The sequence below is a fragment of the Streptomyces sp. NBC_00726 genome (assembly GCF_045161735.1).
Lineage (GTDB): Bacteria > Actinomycetota > Actinomycetes > Streptomycetales > Streptomycetaceae > Streptomyces.
The window spans coordinates 1,979,559-1,997,898 of sequence record NZ_CP108983.1 but is presented as its reverse complement, the minus strand read 5'-3'; the positions used below and the strand labels follow the sequence as shown (position 1 = coordinate 1,997,898).

The window sequence follows — 18,340 nt, the reverse complement described above, 5'->3', positions numbered from 1 at the left end:
TTTCGTGAACCGACATCTTCGTAATCAATATTCATTGACTAAGTTCACAGTTACATGTTGTGATGTGCGACGTACGATTCAGGGGAGTGTGGCGCACTGCGGCTGGCGGGTGGCTACCGTTGCTCCGTACCGCCTCGGGAACAAGTGGGGAATACGTGGACGTCTTCAAGGTGCACCAGCGGCTCATCCGGGACTACAAGGAGTACACATCCGGATCGGTGGTGATCGACGACGCCCGCATCGACGCCCAGGTGGCGAAGTCGCTCGCCGACGGAGACCAGTGGCCCGACCCTTATCTCTCCCTCAACCCGAGCTTCGCATCTGGTGGTTCGGTCGAGGATCTCGCGCGGCCGGGGGGGCTGCTGCACCCCGCGTGCGCGGACATCTTCCGTACGGGCAAGGACGAGCGGGGCGCCTCTGTCCGTCCGATCCGCTTCCACCAGCACCAGCTCGAGGCGATCAAGGCGGCCGGCTCCAGGGAGTCGTACGTCCTGACCACCGGTACCGGCTCCGGCAAGAGCCTCGGCTACATCGTGCCGATCGTCGATCGGGTGCTGCGCGAGAAGGAGGCCGGCGCCGCGCCCGGCATCAAGGCGATCATCGTCTACCCGATGAACGCCCTCGCCAATAGCCAGGAGCGTGAGCTGGCGAAGTTCCTCACCGCCGGATACGGCGAGGGTAACGAGCCGGTCACCTATGCCCGCTACACCGGTCAGGAGAGGGAGGACGAGAAGGAGGCCATCCGCGAGTCCAAGCCGGACATTCTGCTCACCAACTACGTGATGCTGGAGCTGATGCTCACCCGGCCCAAGGAGCGCGAGAAGCTCATCGGGGCTGCCAAGGGCCTGCGCTTCCTCGTCCTCGACGAGCTGCACACCTACCGGGGGCGGCAGGGCGCCGACGTCGCCGTGCTGGTGCGGCGTGTACGCGAGGCATGCGAGTCACCCAGCATGCAGTGCGTGGGCACGTCCGCGACGATGGCCACCGAGGGCACCCCCACCGCGCGCCGCAGCGAGGCGGCCCGTGTCGCCTCCAGTCTCTTCGACACGGAGATCTCCCCGAATAGGGTGATCGGTGAGACCCTGGTGCGGGCGACTGGCGACGCCGTGCCCACGCCATCCGAACTCTCCGCCCGGGTGAGGGAGAACAACCCTCCGGCTGAGTACGGGCGGCTGGCCGCCGATCCGCTGGCCCGCTGGATCGAGACCGCCTTTGGTCTGGTTGAGACAGAGGACGAGGACGGCAGCACGCTTCTGGTCCGTGCCGAACCGCTCACCGTGGAGGCCGCTGCGGTGCGTCTGCGCTCCGAGGCGTTCGGTATCGAGGAGGCCGACCCAGAGGAACGTTGGTACGCGGCGTGCGCTGAGGCCATTCGGGCCACCCTCCAGGCGGGAGTGGCCGCCCGCGGAGCTGAGGATAACCGCCCCCTGTTCGCCTTCAGGCTGCACCAGTTCCTGTCCAAGGGCGGGTCGGTCTACGTCTCCCTGGAGGGAGAGGCCGACCGCCACATCACCCGTACCTATCAGCAGCGCGTCCCGAACGCTCCTGAGAAGCTCCTGCTGCCGCTGTCCTTCTGCCGTGAATGTGGGCAGGAGTACCTGATGGTCGCCCGCGACGAGCGGGACGACGGTTCTGTCGCCTTTCGCACGCGCGAGGACGAGGACGAGGAGCAGGGGTATCTGTACATCTCGGCCGTCAACCCGTGGCCGGAGCAGGTCGGCGACGCCATCGAGCAGCGGCGCTTCCCCGACAGCTGGCTCACCTTCGACGAGCGCAAGGGCGCCCCGGTGCTCACCGCGAGCCGTAGGAAGCGGGCGCCGCAGCCAGTGTGGGTGCGCCCGGACGGCACCGGGGGAGGAAGGGCGAACGGTGGCATCTACGCGGCTTACCTGCCTGCTCCGTTCCTCTTCTGCCTGGAGTGCGGCGTCGGCTATGAGCAGGTCAAGGAGCGGGACTTCGCCAAGCTGATGACCCTCGACCAGGAGGGTCGCTCGACCGCAACCTCCGTCATCAGTGCCTCGATCGTGCGTCACCTCAAGAGTATTCCCGAGGGTGAACTCGGTAAGGATGCACGGAAGTTGCTGACCTTCGTCGACAACCGGCAGGACGCGAGTCTGCAGTCGGGCCACTTCAACGACTTCGTCATGGTCACGCAGCTGCGCGGTGCCCTGTACCGGGCGATGGTCGCCGCCGGTGACAAGGGTCTGCGCTGGAAGCGGCTCGGCGAGGACGTGGTGGCGGTGATGGGGCTCTCCCCGCACGAGTATGCGGCCAAGCCCACCGAGATCGAGGAGCTGGCCGAGAGCACGCTGGAGGCACTGTCTGCGGTCGCCGAGTACCGTCTCTTCCTCGACCTGGAACGCGGCTGGCGCGTCACCATGCCCAACCTGGAACAGACCGGGCTGCTTGGTCTGGAGTACGGGGGGCTCGACGCCATTGCCGGCGACGAGGACCGGTGGCGGGACACCGTAGGTCCGCTGTGCACGGCCACTCCCGAGGCACGCCACCGGCTGTCCAAGGTCCTCATGGACGAACTGCGGCGCCAACGGGCCGTGGACACGCCCTACTTCACCGAGGCCAAGTTCGCCGAACTCCGCAAGGAGTCGGCGCGGCTCAACGACGCGTGGGGGATCGCCGACACAGAGGCAGCGCCGCCGCCGGCTAAGTTCGCCGTGGCCCGGCCCGGCCGTCCCGGCCGCACCGGGCGGGGCCGCAGCGAGCTGAACCTGACCGGCCGCACCGCGTTCGGCCGCCATGTCCGCAAGGACACCACCTTCCCCGACTGGGGACAGGGGCTCTCCCTCGACGAGGCCCAGGACGTCATCCGCGACCTGCTCCGTGTGCTGGCCGACGGCGGAGTCCTGACCGAGGTGTCCCAGGGGCGGGGCGAGGAGCCCGGCTACCGGATCAACCACACCGTCATCCGCTGGCACGCCCGCGACGACGACCACGGCGCCGTGGACCGCCTGCGCCGTACCTACCGTGACGAGCGCGGCCCCCGGGTCAACGCCTTCTTCAAGCGGCTCTACCAGGACATCGCCGCTACCTTCGCCGGTCTGCATGCCGCAGAGCACACTGCCCAGGTCCACCCCGACGTCCGCCAGGAGCGCGAGGACCTCTTCGGCGAGGGCACTCGGCTTCCACTCCTGTACTGCTCGCCGACGATGGAACTCGGCGTCGATATCAAGAACCTCAACGCCGTCAACCTGCGTAACGTGCCGCCGACCCCCGCCAACTACGCGCAGCGCTCCGGCCGTGCGGGCCGCAGCGGCCAGCCCGCGCTCGTGACCACGTACTGCGCGACCGGCAACAGCCACGACCAGTACTACTTCACCCGGCGCGAGCAGATGGTGGCCGGCCGGGTCGCCCCGCCCCGGCTGGACCTGGCCAACGAGGATCTGCTCGCCTCCCACGTGCACGCGATCTGGCTCGCCGAGACCCGGCTCGATCTCGGCACCAGTATGGCCCGGCTGATCGATGCCGACGGCGACCACCCCTCGCTGAAACTTGCGTCGTCGGTGGCCACGGCCATCGAGGAGCCCGCTGCCCGCTGCCGCGCCCTGGCACGCGCCCGTACCGTCCTGGACGGCTGTGGCGATCTGCTGCGCGCCACGTCCTGGTGGCACGCGCGGTGGCTTGAGCAGACGGTCGAGGCCGCGCCGGGCAGCTTCCGCAAGGCGTGCGGGCGCTGGAAGAACCTCTTCAGGCAAGCCCTCGAAGAGCGCGAGATCCAGCACCGCAACATTCTCAACCGCACTGCCACGGGCCGCTCCAAGGACCAGGCCAAGCGCCGCCGTGCGCAGGCCGAGAGTCAGCTCGCGCTGCTGCGCAACGAACAGGGCGGCGAGCGGACCGTGATGTCCGACTTCTTCCCGTACCGCTACTTTGCCTCTGAGGGCTTCCTGCCGGGCTACTCCTTCCCTAGGCTGCCGCTCGCCGCGTACATCCCGGGTACCGGCCGCACCAGCCGTGGCGGCTACGACGGCGACTACCTGCAACGCTCCCGGTTCATCGCGATCCGCGAGTTCGGGCCCGGAGCACTCATCTACCACGAGGGCAGCCGCTACAAGGTGGACCGTGTGCAGCTGCCGCCGGACAGCGCGGGTGAGCTGACCACCGAGAGCGCGAAGGTGTGCGGGGCCTGCGGCTATCTGTCCCCGGAGGAGCAGCACGAGGACGTCTGCACGGGCTGCGGCAGCGGCCTCGGTGACGCGCGGACCGGTCTGCTGCATTTGCACACCGTCTTCACCCACCGCCGAGACCGGATCTCCTCCGACGAGGAGGAGCGCCAGCGCACCGGTTACAAGGTGGAGATTTCCTACCGCTTCAAGAAGCACGAGGACGGCCGCGACGGATCACTGCGTGCCATGGCACAGACTGCCTCCGGCCGCGCCCTCGCCGAGCTGGCCTACGGAGACAGCGCCACCATCCGGCTCACCAACCTCGGCTACCGTCGTTCCGTCGCCAAGGGCGAGATCGGCTTCTGGATGGACCCGGTGACGGGGGAGTGGCTCGCGGGCGGCGCGGCCAAGAAGGGGGGCAGGGAGACTCCCCAGGAGCAGGAAGGACTCGCGGACGCTGAGAAGGCCCACCGCAAGATGCCGGTGATCCCGTACGTGCAGGACACCCGGAACATTCTCGTCCTCCACTTGGCCGAGCCGGTCGACCGGGACACCGCCGTCACCCTTCAGTACGCCCTTGAGCGGGGCATCGAGGCCGAGTTCCAGTTGGAGGACTCCGAACTTGACACCGAGGAGCTGCCGCCGCACGACGGGCCGCGTGAACGCCTCCTGCTCATCGAGAGCGCGGAGGGCGGCGCGGGTGTGCTGCGGCGTCTGCAGGCCGAGCCCGGAGCTCTGGCCCGCGCCGCGCGCAAGGCGCTGGAGATCGCCCACTTCGATCAACTGGGACGTGACCGTGGCGACGAGAAGACCAACGGCGACCCATGTGAGAAGGGTTGCTACGACTGTCTGCTGTCCTTCGCCAACCAGCGTCACCACCGTGTTATCGACCGGCAGCTCGTGCGCGATCTGCTTCAGGCGTTCGCGGACGGCAGCGTCGGTGAGTCCACCCCGGGCCGTTCGCGCGACGAGCACGCCGACGTGCTGCGGCAGGGCGCCGACTCCACCCTGGAGGAGCGTTTCGTTGAGTACCTGAGGTCGCACGGCCACCGACTCCCGGACCACCAGCAGATCAAGGTGCGCGAGGCGCTGTCCAAGCCGGACTTCGTGTACGACACCGGGTTCGGCCCGATCGCGGTGTTCGTCGACGGCCCGCACCACGACCACGACGACATCGTGCTGCGCGACGAGGAGGCGGAGGAACGGCTGAAGGACTTCGGCTGGGAAGTGGTCCGCATCCGCTACGACGACGACTGGTCCAAGAAGGTTGCCGAGTACCCTCAGGTGTTCGGCGAACCCCGCCGCTGACCTGCGACCGGACGCCTCGCCCAGCAGCGTCGGCCGATGGCCGCTTCCTCCCCGTCCTGTACGTACGTCAAGCACGCCCGCACCCACCCGGAAGGCCCGTATGACCACCGCCGCCGCGCCGGCCCCGAAGTACGCCGTCGGCTCTCTCGTCCATGCCCGGGGCCGTGAATGGGTGGTGCTGCCGGACTCCACCGAGGAGCTCCTAGTGCTGCGCCCGCTGGGCGGCGCCGATGTCGACATCGCAGGGGTGCTGCCGGGCCTGGAGACCGTGGTGCCTGCCACGTTCGCCCCGCCCACGCCCGGTGACCTCGGCGACCAGCACACCGCCGGTCTGCTGCGCACCGCCCTCCGGATCGGGTTCCGGGCAGGGGCGGGCCCCTTCCGGTCGCTCGCCTCGATCGCCGTGGACCCACGCCCGTACCAGCTGGTGCCGCTGATGATGGCGCTGCGCCAGGACACGGTGCGGCTGCTGATCGCCGACGACGTGGGCATCGGCAAGACCGTCGAGGCTGGCCTCATTGCAGCAGAACTGCTTGCCCAGGGCGATGCCCGCGGCCTGGTCGTGCTGTGCTCCCCGGCACTTGCCGAACAGTGGCGGGCCGAGCTGCGCGGCAAGTTCGGTATCGACGCGCGGCTAGTACTGCCCGCAACGATTGGCCGCCTTGAGCGCGAGACGCCGTACGGGCATTCGGTGTTCCGCCCCGACGGCGCCTACGTCGTCTCCACAGACTTCATTAAGTCGCCCCGCTACCGCGAGGACTTCTTGAACAACTGCCCCGACTTGGTGATCGTCGACGAGGCGCACACCTGCGTCGCGGACTCCACGGCGCAGGTCTCGGCACGCACGTCGCAGCAGCGCTACGGACTGTTGCGTGCGCTCGCCGACGTCCCCGATCGCCACCTCCTCCTGGTCACCGCGACCCCGCACAGCGGCAAGGAGGAGCCCTTCCGAAGGCTGCTCGGGCTGCTTGATACCCGCCTCGCCACCGTTGGCTTCGAATCCCGCGCGGGCCGTGAGCTGCTCGCCCAGTTCTTCGTGCAGCGCCGCCGCGCCGACATTCGTGAGGACTTCCAGGACGGCGCACACTTCCCCTCCAGCCGGGACACCGCCGAGGTCTCTTACACCCTGCACCGCGACTACGGCGCCCTGCTCGCCGAGGTCCTCGCATACGCCCGGGAGACGGTGCGCTCCGCCGACGGCGCGTTGCAGCAGCGGCAGCGCTGGTGGTCGACCCTGGCGCTGCTGCGCACCCTTTCCTCCTCGCCCGCCGCCGCTGTACGGTCGCTGAACACCAGGGCCGGTGTCCAGGAGGCGGACAGCCCTGACGAGGTGGACCGTACCGGGCAGGTGACCGTCTCGGACCCGGCGGACACCGACAGCGTCCAGTCCGCGGACGAGGTACCGGGCAGCCTGCTGCCCACCGCCACGTCCACGACCGAAGAGACCGGCTCCGACGATCTCGACGCCGAGGAGAAGGCCCGTCTAGTCGCCATGGCCGAGGCCGCGGGCAAACTCGCCGGTCCCACCCGCGACACCAAGCTGAAGAAGCTGGTGGCGACGGTGACCGACCTCCTCGATTCCGGATACCGGCCGATCGTGTTCTGCCGATACATCGCCACGTCCGACTACGTCGCCGACCACCTGAAGAAGGTGCTCAACAAGAGAGGCACCCAACACCCGGTAGCGGTGGCCTCCGTCACTGGCGAACTCTCGCCCGACATGCGCCTGAACCGCATCGCCGAACTCACCGGCGCGGACGAGCACGGAGAGCCTGCCCCCGAGCGGCGGGTCCTGGTGGCCACCGACTGCCTGTCCGAGGGCGTCAACCTCCAGGAGTCTTTCGACGCTGTCATCCACTATGACCTGGCCTGGAACCCGACCCGCCACGAGCAGCGCGAGGGTCGCGTCGACCGCTTCGGGCAGCGTACCGACACAGTGAAGGCGCTGACTCTGTACGGGGCGGATAACCCGGTCGACGACATCGTCCTGAAGGTGCTGCTGCGCAAGCACGAGCGCATTCGCCGCGCCATCGGCATCTCCGTCCCCGTGCCGCAGCAGGCGGAGAGCGCCATGCAAGCGGTATTCGAAGAGCTGATCCTGCGCAGCGACACCCCTTCCTTCGAGCAGGAGGGACTGTTTGAGCGGGAACAGCTGCCCGCCGCTGAGCAGTTGGAGCTCGCCTGGGAGTCCTCCGCCGAGCGCGAGAAGGCTTCCCGGTCCCTCTACGCCCAGAACCGGATCAAGAAGGAGGACGTGGCCACCGAGGTCGCCGAGATCCGTGCCGCACTCGGCACCGGCGAGGAGGTCAGGGAGTTCACCCGCCGCGCGCTCGGCGCACTGCGCGGGGTGCCCGCAGACCGTAAGCAGGGCGGATTCACCGCCCACACCGACGCGCTTCCACAGGGCCTGCGCGATGCCGTGACCGCGGCGCTCGGCCCCCGCCATCCGCGCCCGGTCGTCTTCCACGACGCGCCGAGCGCTCCGCGCGGCGAGGTGGCGCTGACCCGCACCGACCCGGTGGTGGCCGCGACGGCCCGCTTCGTTCTGGACACCGCCCTGGACGAGAAGTTCCCGGCCTGGCAGCGTCCGGCCCGCCGCTGCGGCGTGATCCGTACGAACGCCGTGGGACGGCCCACCACCATGCTTCTCGTACGCCACCGCTTCCAGCTCAGTTTGCCCACCCGCGACGGCGAAATCCGCCCCCAACTCGCCGAGGAGGCACGGGTGGTGGCCTTCCAGGGCAGGCCCGAAGCCCCGCAGTGGCTGCCGGACGAGGAGGCGCTGGCCCTCCTGGACGCCCGTGCCACCGGAAACTCCGACCCGGGCTTCGCCACCGACCACATCGCGTCGATCCTTGCCGCCTTGGACACCGGTCTCATGGACGAACTGCGACTGCGCTCCGAGGCGGCCGCGACGGAGCTGGAAGCCTCGCACCACCGGGTCCGCACCGCGGCTCGGGCCCGTCTCGCCGGCCTGAAGGCCGTCCCGCAGGGCGATCCGGACGTCCTCGGTGTCTTCCTCTACCGGCCAGCCGCCACGATCCAGCTGGGAGCCGACGCGTGAGCACCGCGAGAACCCTGGTCACCGACACCGTCGCCACCGTCGGCGGGCTGCTGCCCTACGACCTTCTCGTCCGTATCAAGGAGGGCAAGGAGCAGTCCGGCTCGAAGCCCGCCGACTACCGGCTGTTCGCCAAGGGCGAGTCCGTACGGGACGCCGCCGAGCGCTCCTGGGGATATCTCTGCGGCGTTTGGGCCGCCTACCAGGACGCTCTCGCCCGCGACGGAGCGGACGACGACACCGGTGTGCACGCGGTGGGGCTCACCACCGAACGCTGGCTGCTGCCCCTGTTCGAGCAGCTCGGCTTCGGCGCACTGTCCGCTGTGCCGGAGCCCGGCCTGCCCGCCCACGACGACACCAAGGACTTCCCGGTCAGTCACGCGTGGGCGCACGTGCCCGTGCACCTCACCGGCTGGAACGTCCCGCTGGACGTCCGCACCCCGCACGTGGCGCCGCAGGCCCCGCAGTCCATGGTGCAGGAGTACCTGAACCGCTCAGGTGACAAGGCTCTGTGGGGTGTCCTGTCCAACGGCCGCCAGCTGCGGCTGCTGCGCGAGTCCGCATCACTGACCGGTGCTGCGTTCATCGAGTTCGACCTCCAGGCGATTTTCGAGGGCAAGCGGTCCGACGACTTCGTCCTCCTGTGGCGCCTGCTGCACCGCACCCGCTTCGAGGGTGCCCCCGCCGCCTCCTGCCTGCTGGAGAAGTGGCGCACCGAGGCCATCGACTCCGGCACCCGCGCTCTCAAGGAGCTCCGCAAGGGCGTCGAGAAAGCCCTCACGGTGATCGGCGGCGGACTTATTGCCCACCCCGACAACGCGGAGCTGCGCGAGGCCCTGCACGCCCGCACGCTCACCGTCCGCGACCTGCATCCCGCCCTGCTGCGCCTCGTCTATCGGCTCCTCTTCCTCTTTGTCACCGAGGACCGCGGCCTGCTTCTGCACCCCGACGCGGACAAGGCCGCACGTGACCGCTACGAGAAGTACTTCTCCACCAGCCGCCTGCGCCGCCTCGCCCGCCGCACCGGCAGCCCTCACGGCGACCAGTGGGAGGCTCTCACCCTCGTCATCAAGGGCCTCGGCGAGCCCGGCGGGCGCCCCGAACTGGGTCTGCCCGCCCTCGGCGGCCTCTTCGAACCCACTACTGTGGACGAGCGGCTGGACGGTCTCGCCCTCACCAACGAGTCACTGTACGAGGCGGTGCGAGCCCTCGCCGTGATCTTCGACGCCAAGCTCGGTCGGCCCCGCAAGGTCGACTACCGGCACCTTGGCGCGGACGAACTCGGCTCGGTCTACGAGTCGCTCCTCGAACTCGAACCCCGCCAGGAAGAGGACGGCTCGTACGTTCTGGCGAAGCTGGACGGCAACGATCGCAAGACCTCAGGCTCGTACTACACACCCTCGCCCCTGATCGACTGCCTCCTGGACTCCACCCTCGACCCGGTCATCGAGCGGGCTGTACGCTCTGGCACGACGAAGCAGGAACGGAAGGCGGCGCTGCTCGCCCTGACCGTGTGCGACCCGGCCTGCGGAAGTGGCCACTTCCTGGTCGCGGCGGCCCGCCGCGTGGCCCGCCGGCTCGCCGAGATCGATACCGACGACCCAGAGCCGACCGCCGAGGCCGTACGGGACGCCCTACGCGAGGTCATCAGCCGCTGCGTGTACGGCGTCGATCTCAACCCGATGGCCGTGGAGCTGGCCAAGGTCTCCCTGTGGATTGAGGCCATGAAACCTGGCCGCCCGCTCACCTTCCTCGACGCGCACATCAAGCACGGCAACGGCCTGCTCGGCACGACACCGAAGCTCCTCGCGTCCGGTCTGCCCGACGAGGCGTTCAAGGTCCTGGAGGGCGACGAGTCCAAGGCAGTCAGGAACCTGAAGTCTCGCAACGCGAGCGAGCGCGAGCGGTGGCTGGCGGCGGTCCGTAAGGGCGTGGACCAGGGTGCTCTGTTCTCCAGGGAGTACGCCATCGCTGTGTCCAACGCACCTTTCGTTAAAGCCACCTCCGCGATCACGGATGCCCGGTCGATGGAACTAGAGGACGTTCAGGACCAGATTCGCGCTTACCACGAACTGACGACGTCCAAGGACTACATCAGGGCTCGCAGACTTGCCGACGCCTGGTGTGCAGCGTTCGTGTGGACGAAGGTAGAGGCGGCTTCGCCGCCCGCCCTTACGACCGACTCCCTCCTCGCCCTGCACTCCGCCGAGGGCGACACGGACGCCAAGGTCGACACCGACGCGCACCTGCCCGGCGGCACCGCGCGCACCGTGCGGGAGCTGCGCCAGGAGTACCACTTTTTCCACTGGCATCTTGAGTTCCCGGAGGTGTTCCGAGTGCCGGCCGACCCGACGGCGCCGGGCGTGGACGAGCGGACCGGGTGGAAGGGTGGGTTCAGCTGTGTGCTGGGGAACCCTCCGTGGGAGCGAGTCAAGCTCCAGGAGCAGGAGTTCTTCGCCACCCGTGACGCCTCGGTCGCGAAAGCCGCGAACAAGGCCGCCCGCGAGCGCCGGATCGCAGCGCTGGCCACCAGCGAAGAGGAGGCCGACCGGGCGCTGCACGCCGAGTTCATCGCGGCGCGCCGCCTCTCCGAGGGCGTCAGCCACCTGCTGCGCGACTCGGGCCGCTTCCCGCTGGCCGGGCGCGGCGACGTCAACACGTATGCGGTTTTCGCCGAGGCCGCCTCGCTCGGCATCGCTCCCGAGGGGCGCTTCGGCCTCGTCCTGCCGACCGGCATCGCCACCGACGCGACGACCGCGCCCTTCTTCTCCAACCTGGTGCGCAGCTCACGGCTCGCATCGTTCCTGGACTTCGAGAACGAGGCGTTCATCCTCAGCCGGGACGTGGACCATCGGGTCCGCTTCTCGCTGCTGACCGTCACCGGTCGGGGTGAGCGGGTGAATTCCGCGTCCTTCGCCTTCGGTACCCGCTACATGGCGGACCTCGACGAGCGGCGCTTCGCGATGCCGCCCGAGGAGATCCTCTTGGTCAACCCCAACACTGGCACGCTGCCGGTGTTCCGCACCCGCAGGGACGCGGAGATCACACTGGGGATCTACCGCCGGGTTCCGGTCCTCAGGAGGGAGCCGGGCGCGGACGGCAGGGGCGGTACGGACCCGTGGGGCCTGACCTTCATGCGCATGTTCGACATGTCCAACGACTCGCACCTGTTCCGTGGCAGGGCGGAACTGGAGGGCGAGGGCTGGAAGCTGAAGGGCAACATCTTCACGCACCCATCCGACGGGCACCGCTATCTGCCGCTGTACGAGGCGAAGATGCTGCACCACTTCGACCACCGGCTTGGCACGTACGAGAGGCAGACGCAAGCGCAGGCGAACGTGGGGACGCTGCCGAGGGCCACGGCGGAGCAGCATGATGATCCGGAGTTCGCGCCGATGCCCCGGTACTGGGTGCCGGAGTTCGACGTGGACTCGGGGAAGCGGGACAACAAGGGCAACCGGATCATGTGGCCGGGGGTGGCCTCGCGGCTCGCGGAGCGGGAATGGGAGAACGGGTGGTTGATGGGGTGGAGGGATGTTGCCCGCTCCACAGACACCAGGACGGTGATCAGCACGTCTCTTCCCGCATACGGCGTGGGTCACAAGTTTCCGCTGATGTTCGTCCGAGTCGGGGCGGCGGCCTTGAGCGGCATTCTGGCATCGTACGTCTTCGACTACGTGGCACGGCAGAAAGTTGCCGGAACATCAATGACCTACGGCTACGTGATGCAGTTCCCTGTTCTGGCGCGGGAGGCTGCCTTGCCGTTTACTACAGCGGAGGAGGGGAGCTTCGCGGACTGGATCACCCCTCGTGTGCTGGAGCTGTCATACACGTCCAGGGACATGGCGCCCTTCGCCAGGAGTCACGGGGATGGAGGAGCCCCCTTCCGCTGGAAAGCGGACCGTCGTGAACTGCTGCGTGCCGAGCTGGACGCCGCCCTATTCCACGCATACGGGCTCAACCGCGATGACGTGGAATACGTGATGGAGACGTTTTCCACGGTCAAGAAGAGGGAGGAGGCCCTAGGCGGCACCTACCGCACCAAGGACCTCATCCTCGACCTCTACGACCGCATGGCGGAGGCCCGCGAAGCCGGTCGCGCGTACCGGACTGTTCTGGACCCGCCGCCGGGCAAGGGTCCCCGCCACGAGGGCTGAACCAGGAAGTTGCTGACGGAGTCGGTCAGTTGAAGCGGCTCCATCCGGCCTCACGGCGTGCTCTCCGTACGCCACGCTGCCGAGGACCTGTTGGCGACGCACCTGTCGCCGGGCAGGACTCCCGAGAAGGCGGCCTGATCACCACGGCCACCGTGTTCATCGCCTAACTGACAGCGAACGCGGCCCTGCACGGCCGGGTACGCGGCCAGTAAACCCGCCTCGCCGTCCGCCTGGACGCGTGCGGAAGGCGCGCCGAGGTCACCGACGCCCGCGGCCTACTCCTCGCCGGCGACTGAGGTGTACGCCCGCACCACCCCGGTGGCAAGACGGTGTGGGCCGTGTGCCGCCGGTGAGCCGGTGGTCGCGGACCGTTCAGGCACGGGCGAGCTCGCTCAGCGAGTCGCGCAGGGCCGCACCACCGTCCGGTGCGGCTACCAGTACCTTCCGCAGGCTGTCTTTCGTCAAGTACCGGTAGCTTTGCGGTGGATGAAACGGCCCGGCAGCTCGCAGGGACGCCAGTGGCACCGGAGCATCGAAGGCCACGGGTGCTTCCAGCGCGAGCCCGCTCGCCTGGATCGCCCCGCTCATGTACTCGTCATACTCGCGTCGACTGATTCCGGCCTTCGTCCGACTGGCGGTCCAGACCTCGCGGGGAGAGGCCACCCGGACCGAGGCGATGCGCGCGAGGCCCACGATGGCCATGGTGGGGGCGGTCGCGTAGAGCAGGACCAGAGTTCCGGGCGGGGCGGCGACGCGCTGGCGGCGGACCTCCACCGTCTTCGTCCCGGCCAGGATCGCCGTGGCGAACCGGGGGTGGACGGACAGCAGCATCGTGCGCTCCGGATCGTTCACGGTGTTCGGTGCCCCTCTTCATAAACAGCCTGGAACAGCGCGTTGCTGATCTTCGACAGTGACGTCAGCGGCAACGGTAGCCGCAGCTTCCCGGCCAATGTGGTCAACCGGGTATGCGTCACATGTGCGGGAAAGAGCTCCGTGTCGGAGAACCTCAAGGCCATGGCCTTTCCCGAGCTGTCGGCTGTCGCGCGCACGTCGGCACGACCATATACGCCCAGGTGTTCGAATTTCGAGAAGAGGGTGTCGGGCTCGTCGACGATCACTTCGTCCAGGCGCGAGCAGCCGATCACCATCTTCCCCTGCTGCCTGGAGCCGCCCCCGCTGACGTACCAGAGGATCCGGGCGGGGACTGACTCCCCTCGGCCCCCTGGTGACCGGTAGTAGACGTGCTCGCGGCTGATGCCGAGCACGTCAGCCCGGGGAACGAGCATGGCCGGAACGTCGAACAGCTCCGTCGACCAACGCGGTCTGATGGGGGCGATGAAGGACGGCAGTGCCGAATCGATGAGCTTCACCGGCCACCACACCCGCTCGGCCACGCTCGCGATCTCCGGCGGCACCCGAGGATCCAGGGCAGGCATCACGCGCCCCAGGCGATTTCCGATCTCGGCGGCCGCCGCGGATACGGCGGCTGCGGGGCCGCACACATCGACGAGGACCGCAGTGAAGCCGCTCTCGTCGGCGATGAAGCCGTCGCTGCCAGCCGCGGCCTTGGCGGCCGCGGACATGTACGGATCCGCGATGCGGACCGCCTGTGCGCCTCTCTCCCGGGCGAGCTTCTTCAGCATGAAGAGCAATTGCCTTGCGAGTGTCTCCTCTAGAGGGTGCGAGGCCGTACGCAGGAAGGCGACGTTGAGTGTGCGGCCGTCCAACGCCCAGACGTTCAGAGCCACGGGGTGTCCCGCTCCGTCCCGCAGCAGTTCCCTGTGCCACAGCACACCGTCCCTGGCGAGGGATCTCAATCGCTCCGCGAAGGCGGAACCCCTTTCGCCGTCGGCTTGGTCGAAGAAGGCGACCAGCTCGCCTTCGGTGCCGGGTGTGACCGCCTCGGCGGAGAAGGCGGTACCCATGAGATCGGCCGGCCGGTACACCTGGGCCTGGTGCAGTTCGTCGACATGCAGGGTGACCACTGCGGGGGAGACGACCTTGACGCGCGCTACGCCCCAAGCGACATCAGCCAGGGCGGCGAGTCCGGGATCGCGAGTCACCAGTACCTGAAGGCCGGCGCAGGACGCCTCGGCCACATACTGCAGGCGGGCGCGCTGCCCAGCGGTGAGTGGTGCGTCGGGCGACTCTTTCCGTACGGCCGCGACCAACTCCGTCAGGCGGACCGAGACTGCGGCGGTGTCGGGGGACAGCGACCGCAGCCCGGCCAAGCCTGTGCGCTGATGCTGCCGCTCTTCGGCCTTCTCCACGTCGCGTACGGCGTGCAGCAGCTGCGGTGTGTAAGCGAGTTCGATCAGGTCGGCGAGCCACCCCGCTTCGAGGGCCCGCGACTCCTTGACCGCTTGCTCCGACCCCGCGCCGCGGAGCCCGGCGAAGACGCTGTGGTCGACGGTCACCACGAGCAGAGCCTCGCTCCGAGCCTCGGTGAACAGATCCTCATGGCCGAGGTCGAGCCACCAGGTGTCCAGGATCTCCCTGTCCTTGCCCCGGCCCACGCTCTCTCCCTTGGGGACGAAGCCGAGGCCCGCCCACATGCCGCTGAGGCCGTAGTCGCGACGGCACTTGGCCCGGATTCCGAGCCGGTGCGCGTGTCGCACCCGAATGGCCTCGATCAGTCGGCGTGCGATTCCCTTCTTCCGGTGCTCCTGGGCCACACACAAGTGGGCGAGGCGCACGTGGAGATTCCGTTTCGGGAGCCCGAAGAGCGCGTAGCCGACGACTTCCCCGGCTTCCACGGCCGCGAGCAGGCCGCCCTCCTCTGCGTGCTTGTGGTAAGCGGGCGGCGTGAGCAGGCCCAGATTCCTCGTGTACCTGTCGCCTAGGGCGATGACCGGGGCCATCAGCTCCGACTCCTCCCCGGACACCGGCAGCACCTCGATCGCCATGTTCCCCCTCCGTGGTCACTTGTCCGGCCGGACAACGTCCCGAGTGAATCTTGCCAAGCGAAGCCAGCTACAGACCATGGATTGATCAAATGAGGCCGCGCCTAATATGCGGCATTGTAAACTCAGTCAATGCTTCATTCTGGGGCGGGGCTTGGCGAAGGAGGGCGAGGCGTGTATGCCGCAGATCGCGATCACCAACTCCTTCTGAGAGGGTGTGGACCGGCTCGACAAGCCGTCTCGCGCCCGCGTTCATGAGGCGATGGGGAAGTCCCAGTAGCTGCCGGGCACCGGTGCCGGGCTGCCCGTGGTGCGGGTCAAGGACAGGCGGTCCGATGATGTGGCCGGGGTGTGGGTGTCGAGCCTGTGCGGCATGAAGGGTCTTGAGTTCGGCTGCGTGGTCGTGGCAGGGGTGACCGCGTCGGCGTTCCCTTTCGCGGCCGCGGTGACATCCGCCGACGTCGACCCGTTGCAGAACGCGACCGATCTTGCGGCCGAAAGGTGCCTGCTGTTCGTCGCGAGCACCCGGGCGAGAGAGGCGTTGTACATGTCGTACAGCGGTCGGCCGGGCAACTTCCTCGACGGCGTGAGACAGCAGGAAGAGCGACGCCCCATTGCCCTGTGAACTCTGTCAATGCTTGTGGTGGGCGTAGTAGTCTGCGGGGCGCGCGGGAGGGAAAGAGTGGCTTGATCACGCGCCTTTAGGCGGGGGAGCATCCGCATTCATCGAGAAGCATCCAGGGAGTTCAGATGTCCACACCGCGTGCCGTACCCGTGTCCCTGGCGGAAATCGCTCGTCTCGCGGGCGTCGGGCGGGCCGCCGTCAGCAACTGGCGGCGGCGTCATCCGTCGTTCCCCGTCCGGATCGCTGGCACGGACGTCAATCCCCAGTTCTCACTCACCGACATCGAGAACTGGCTGCGCGAGAACAAGAAGCTCAAGAAGTCCGTCGAGCGCGAATGGCTCTGGCCGCGCTTCGAGGCGATCGGCGGACGGGACGAGACAGGGGTGGCGGTCGCCGAGGTGGGCAGACGGCTCGCCGGGCGGGATGGGACGGGGCAGTCGGCGTACTCGAAAGAGACGGCGGCCCTCATCGAACGGGCCGTGGATCTCGGGCAGCGCGAAGGAGGCCCGGAGACCTTCGCCTTCCTGTTGCGCCGCTGGCTCGACGTCCACGTACGCCAGATCGCCACGACCCCCGAGCCGCTCGCCGCGCTCATGGTGGACATCGCTATCCGCGTCGCAGCCGTCGACGGCAGTATTACGGCGATGGACCCCGCCTGCGGCACTGGCCACCTCCTGACGGCTGCGGCCGAGGTGGCCGAGGAGCGGGGCGGTGGGGCGCCGACCCTGCTCGGCGGCGATCGCGACCCCATCCTCGCCGCGCTCGCCGAAGCACGCCTGAACCTTGTCGGGCAGGCACTGCGGACAGAGCCCGCCTCCATCGACGTACGCGCGGGGGACACTCTGCGAGACGACCCCTTCGCCGACGTCCCCGCCGACGTCGTGCTGTGCAATCCGCCGTTCAACGAACGGGACTGGGGGTACGAGGAGCTGGCCACGGACACCCGCTGGAGCCACGGGTTGCCGCCGCGTACTGAGCCCGAACTCGCCTGGGTCCAGCACTGTCTGGCGGGGCTGCGGCCGGGAGGTGCGGCCGTGCTGCTGCTGCCTCCCGCAGTGGCGGCGCGCAAGGCTGGGCGGCGCATCCGTGGGTCCCTGCTGCGCACCGGCCAGCTGAAGGCAGTCGTGGCGCTGCCGCCGGGGTGCGCCGCGCCGCACAGCGTCTCCCTGCACCTGTGGGTGCTACGGGCGCCCGCGGCGGGTGAGGAGCCACCCGTGGGCGGTCACCTGACGGTGGCCGACGGAGTGTCCCGCTTCCCCCGAGATCCGGGCCGTGAATGGGCCCCCGACTGGGCGGCGATCGGTGATTTCTTGCGCGAGGCCGTGGGGGGGAAGAACTCGACGGAAGGGTCTGCCTATGTGCGGTGCGTGCCCGTCATCGAGCTGCTCGACGACGAGGTCGACCTTACACCGGGACGCCACATCACCCCGTCCCCGGCGGACAGTGCGCCCCGACTGGCGGCTTCCTGGCGGGAGTTCAAAGACCTCACTGCCAAGGTGACCAAGTCCGCCCGGCTGCTCGCGGCGCTCGAACTCACCTCTGCGGCACACGACACACCCACGGCCACCACCGTCGCCGAACTGGCGCGGGCGGGGGCGCTCACCCTGCGCGGCGGCCAGCAGCCACCAGAGACGGCGGTCCGCACCGAGATGCCGTCCGCCGAGGACATTCCGCTCCTGACGGTTCCCGACCTCCTGTCGGGCGGCGCACCCAGGGGACACCTCGCCGGCGACGACCCGGCGCTGCGCGAAGCCGTGATCGCCCAACCCGGAGACATCGTCGTGGTGGGAGTGGCGCGGGCCTTCTCTGCCTGGGTCCACGAAGGAGTACCCACCGCCCTGGGAGCTCAGCTGCACGCCGTGCGCGTGCAGCCCGAGCAGTTGGACGCCTGGTTCCTCGCCGGTTCGCTGCGCTCCCCGGCCAACGTCCGGCAGGCCGGGACCCATGCGACGAGCTCCTCCCGCATCGATGTCCGCCGCCTCCAGGTCCGCCAGGTGCCGCTGCGCGAACAGCGGCGCTACGGTGAGGCGTTTCGTGAGCTCGCCGCCTTCGAACAGCTGGCGCGACGCACCGCCGAGCTCGGTGCGGACCTCGTCCACGACCTCGGTGACGAACTGGCAGCCGGGCGTCTCGCGGGCGGGGCGTAGCACGTCCGGCGGTGCGAG

Annotated in this window: 7 protein-coding genes; 5 read left to right on the top strand and 2 right to left on the bottom strand. The window is 68.8% G+C overall.

Annotation, left to right across the window (positions count from 1 at the left end; genetic code table 11):
* Window positions 1-155: 155 nt before the first annotated feature.
* The 3 genes from OG338_RS08820 (at window position 156) to OG338_RS08810 (ending at window position 12,647) form a co-directional block, all read left to right on the top strand.
* Window positions 156-5,429, top strand: a complete 5,274-nt coding sequence (locus OG338_RS08820; RefSeq protein WP_405936783.1) for a DEAD/DEAH box helicase — start codon at window positions 156-158, stop codon at window positions 5,427-5,429.
* Between the two features lie 100 nt (window positions 5,430-5,529).
* A complete protein-coding gene (locus OG338_RS08815; protein ID WP_405936782.1) occupies window positions 5,530-8,493 on the top strand; it encodes a helicase-related protein in 2,964 nt (987 codons plus the stop codon).
* Complete coding sequence (locus tag OG338_RS08810; protein WP_405936781.1) at window positions 8,490-12,647, top strand: Eco57I restriction-modification methylase domain-containing protein; 4,158 nt, start codon at window positions 8,490-8,492, stop codon at window positions 12,645-12,647. The genes OG338_RS08815 and OG338_RS08810 overlap by 4 nt, the downstream gene beginning before the upstream one ends.
* A gap of 372 nt (window positions 12,648-13,019) precedes the next feature.
* On the opposite strand, the gene OG338_RS08805 is transcribed toward OG338_RS08810, so the two are convergent.
* The gene (locus OG338_RS08805; RefSeq protein ID WP_405936780.1) at window positions 13,020-13,499 is read right to left on the bottom strand and encodes an ASCH domain-containing protein; all 480 of its coding nucleotides are present in this window, start codon (window positions 13,497-13,499) and stop codon (window positions 13,020-13,022) included.
* On the bottom strand, window positions 13,496-15,553 hold the full coding sequence (locus OG338_RS08800) for a GNAT family N-acetyltransferase (protein ID WP_405936779.1): 2,058 nt from the start codon (window positions 15,551-15,553) through the stop codon (window positions 13,496-13,498). The genes OG338_RS08805 and OG338_RS08800 overlap by 4 nt, the downstream gene beginning before the upstream one ends.
* Window positions 15,554-15,857: 304 nt before the next feature.
* On the opposite strand from OG338_RS08800, the gene OG338_RS08795 reads away from it, so the two are divergent.
* A complete protein-coding gene (locus OG338_RS08795; RefSeq protein WP_240799011.1) occupies window positions 15,858-16,175 on the top strand; it encodes a 3'-5' exonuclease in 318 nt (105 codons plus the stop codon).
* Between the two features lie 125 nt (window positions 16,176-16,300).
* A complete protein-coding gene (locus OG338_RS08790) occupies window positions 16,301-18,322 on the top strand; it encodes an N-6 DNA methylase (RefSeq protein WP_405936778.1) in 2,022 nt (673 codons plus the stop codon).
* The last annotated feature ends 18 nt before the right edge of the window (window positions 18,323-18,340 follow it).

Bases quoted from the DNA above. Each gene is read 5' to 3' on its own strand.
- OG338_RS08815 (WP_405936782.1), top strand. From the start codon at position 5,530: ATGACCACCGCCGCCGCGCCGGCCCCGAAGTACGCCGTCGGCTCTCTC.
- OG338_RS08800 (WP_405936779.1), bottom strand. From the start codon at position 15,553: ATGGCGATCGAGGTGCTGCCGGTGTCCGGGGAGGAGTCGGAGCTGATG.
- OG338_RS08790 (WP_405936778.1), top strand. From the start codon at position 16,301: ATGTCCACACCGCGTGCCGTACCCGTGTCCCTGGCGGAAATCGCTCGT.